The organism is Massilia genomosp. 1 (genome assembly GCF_011682185.1).
GTDB classification, from domain to species: Bacteria; Pseudomonadota; Gammaproteobacteria; order Burkholderiales; family Burkholderiaceae_D; genus Telluria_A; species Telluria_A rubra.
Genome location: NZ_WHJF01000212.1, coordinates 1 through 3,204, shown reverse-complemented (window position 1 = coordinate 3,204; position 3,204 = coordinate 1). Strand labels below are relative to the sequence as shown.

Here is a 3,204-nt window from a genome sequence, read left to right as displayed (position 1 = left end):
CCTGCTGAAGAACGAGAAGACGGCTAAGCTCGGGATCGCTACCAAGCGCATGAAGGCAGCCTGGAGCGCCGACTATCTTGCCAAGGTCTTAGGCCTACCAATCTGATCCTTCATGCAATCGCCCTGCCCGGGTCGTCGCCGGCTTGGCGCCGGGCAACGAACAGCTTAACTCAGATGGCTGCGGATCATGGCCAGGGTGCTATCGGCAAAATCATCCACATGCACCTTGGCCGCGCGGTATTTCCAGCGCTTGATGTACCAATCCTGGAACATCGCCACGATATGCCCCGCCAGCAAGTCTGGATTGCCGGCGGGCACAGGCTTGAGCTGGCCGATCATGTCCGCAATCTCGGCCTGGATCGACAGCTCCGAATTTTTCGCCATGCCGCGCTGCTCGAAACTGAGCACGCGCGAGTCCATGTAGACGAAGTAAAACCACGGCTGCAAGATCTCGGACAGGTAAATCGTCGCCCGCACCAGCGATTCGAGCCGTTCCAGGGGCGCCTGCACATGCAGGAACATGCGCGGCAATTCCTGGCTGGCATGCCGCACCACGTCCTCGATCATTTCCGCCAGTTGATCCTTGCTGTCGATGTAGCCGTACAGGCCGCCCATCGACAAGCCGGTTTCGCGGCACAGGTCGCGCAAGCTCATCGCGCGAAAGCCCACTTCATTGGCCAGGCGGAAGGTGGCGCCGAAGATTCTTTCCATGTTTTCCAGCGCCGGCTTGCGGCGCTTGACGCCGATCCGCTCGGCGTGACGGTCAACAAGATAGGCCCAGATGGTGTCGCTGGTGAGCGGCGTCATCTTTTCAAACTGGGCAAAGTCGAAGCGGGTGGACACCAGCGTTCCCATAGTTGCGTCTACCGCTAGAGTTGGTTTCGAGAATGATTATAGCTCGTTAAAACCACAGATCAATTCAATCCGCAAAACGAGGCCTGCGTATGCTGCACTGCGCGATGCTTTCCGCATACGCCAGTGCTACATTCAAAAAACCGAGCGCTCGCTCTAATTCATAAAACAGCCTAAGCAAGGGCGTTTGCCGGTAGCCGGAGGAATGTGCAACTTGAACTGCGCAACGCCGGTTCCAGTAGTTCATTTCACACAAAAACCATCAATGGAGACAACAATGATGAATCGCTTTTGGCAGTGCCTGTCCGTTTTTCTCATCGCCATCCTCGTCGTTCCCGCCCCGGCCCTGGCTGCGGGTTACACGCAAACCAAGTATCCCATCGTGCTCGTGCATGGACTGTTCGGCTTCGAAAAACTGGGGCCGGTCGAGTACTTCTACGGCATTCCCTCGGCCTTGCGCAGCGGTGGAGCGAAAGTCTATACCGTCACGGTCTCGGGCGCCAACAGTACCGAAGTGCGCGGCGAACAATTGCTCTCGCAAGTCAAACAAATCATGGCGGCCACCGGCGCCGCCAAGGTCAATTTGATCGGCCACAGTCATGGCGGGCCGACCGTGCGCTACGTCGCCTCGGTGGCGCCGAACCTGGTGGCGTCGGTCAGCTCGGTGGCGGGCGTGAACAAGGGTTCGAAGATCGCCGACATCCTGACCGGCAACGCGCCTGAAGTTGGCAATGCGCTGGCCAACGCGGTGGCCGCGCTGATGGACTTCCTCACCGGCCGTTCCGGCTTGCCGCAGGATGGCGCGGCCGCGCTCAAGTCGCTCAGCACGGCCGGCTCGGTCGCCTTTAACCAGCGCCATCCGCAAGGCGTGCCAACCAGCGCCTGCGGCGAAGGCGCCAACCATGTCAATGGCGTGTATTACTTCTCGTGGAGCGGAGCCCAGCCCTACACCAATGTGTTCGATGCGATCGACCCGTTCATGGCGCTGACCGGCGCGGCGTTCGGCGGCAAGAACGATGGCCTGGTCAGCAGCTGTTCCAGCCGCCTGGGGCGCGTGATCCGCGACGACTACGCCATGAACCACCTCGACGAAGTGAACCAGTTCATCGGCATCGTGAACCTGTTCGAAACCAGTCCGGTGACCGTGTTCCGCCAGCAAGCGAACCGCCTGCAGGCGCTCGGCCTGTAAGGAGGCCGCCATGACCGCACGCATGCAATGGAAGAAGTTCGGGGCCGGCGCGCTGGTGGCCGCCGTGCTGGTGGCCGCGTATCCGAGGCCCGAGGTGGCCGCCGTGGCGGCCGCGCCGCCCCCAACATCGGACCCGTTTGCGTTCGTGCGCTCGATGGAAGGCACCAGGCCGGACGGCGACGTGCGCCTGGACGCCGATGGCCAGCTGGTGGTCGACGCCGAACTGGGACATCTGTTCGACTACTACCTGGCCGGGCTGGGCGAGAAGGATTTGCAGGCGATCCGCGCCGAAATCGAGCGTGAACTGGAGCGCCGCTTCGCGCCCGGCCCGGCGGCGCAGGCCAAGCGCTTGCTGGCCAGCTATCTCGATTACAAGCGGGCCCTGGCCGATGCCGAAAAGACGCTGGCGCCGCAGGCCGACCTGGCCAAGGCGGCACGCGCGCGCCTGGCGCTCAAGCAGCGTTTGCGGCCGCAGTTTTTCAGCGCGCGCGAGGCGACCGGGCTGTTCGGCGCCAGCGACGCGTACGACGCCGATGCGCTGGCGCGGCTCGACATCGGGCAGGACGGCGCGCTGACGGCGCTCGAGCGCGAGCAAAAGATGGCGGCGCTGGACCAGCGCATGCCGGCGGGGCTGCGCGAAGATCGCGAGGCGCCGACCAAGGTGATCCGCATGGAAGCGTCGGTGCAGAAGCTGCGCGAGCAGGGTGCGGGCGAGGACGAGGTGTATCGCTTGCGGGCGGCGGCGTTTTCGCCGGAAGCGGCCAGCCGGCTGGCCGACCTGGATCGCGAAGAGGTGGCGTGGAAGGGACGCATCAAGGCCTACCTGGCGCAGCGCGCGCGTGCGGGAACGGGGTCGGAAGCGGTGCTGCAGCAGGTGCGGGACCAGCATTTTTCGGCGGAGGAACAGCGACGGTTGGGGGCGTACGAGTAAATAGCAGTATAGGTAGAGGCTATTTGTTGACCGCAACCCGCAAAACCGTCTTTCCCGCGCAGGCGGGAAAGACGGTTTTAAGTACGGTGGCCGATATCACCTATCGACATCGGCATAGGGGGCAGCTAAATATAGCTGCTCCCCTGCCACACCACCCGGCATGCGGGTCCGCACCGGGCGGTTCGAGTAGTTGAGGTTATGTGAGGCGAGGCATGCCAAGGCGATCAAAGTA

General features: G+C 62.8%; 3 protein-coding genes. 2 read left to right on the top strand and 1 reads right to left on the bottom strand.

Going from position 1 to position 3,204, the window contains the following annotated elements; genetic code table 11:
- Positions 1 to 165 precede the first annotated feature (165 nt).
- On the bottom strand, positions 166 to 843 hold the full coding sequence (locus tag F1735_RS32835; protein ID WP_373888625.1) for a TetR/AcrR family transcriptional regulator: 678 nt from the start codon (positions 841 to 843) through the stop codon (positions 166 to 168).
- A gap of 286 nt (positions 844 to 1,129) precedes the next feature.
- On the opposite strand from F1735_RS32835, the gene F1735_RS32830 reads away from it, so the two are divergent.
- Together F1735_RS32830 and F1735_RS32825 are read left to right on the top strand one after the other, a co-directional pair.
- Positions 1,130 to 2,041, top strand: coding sequence for a lipase family alpha/beta hydrolase (locus tag F1735_RS32830; protein WP_167241105.1), 912 nt, complete (start codon positions 1,130 to 1,132; stop codon positions 2,039 to 2,041).
- 10 nt (positions 2,042 to 2,051) lie between these two features.
- Entirely contained in the window at positions 2,052 to 2,972 is a 921-nt protein-coding gene (locus tag F1735_RS32825) for a lipase secretion chaperone (protein WP_167241103.1), read from the top strand.
- Positions 2,973 to 3,204 lie beyond the last annotated feature (232 nt).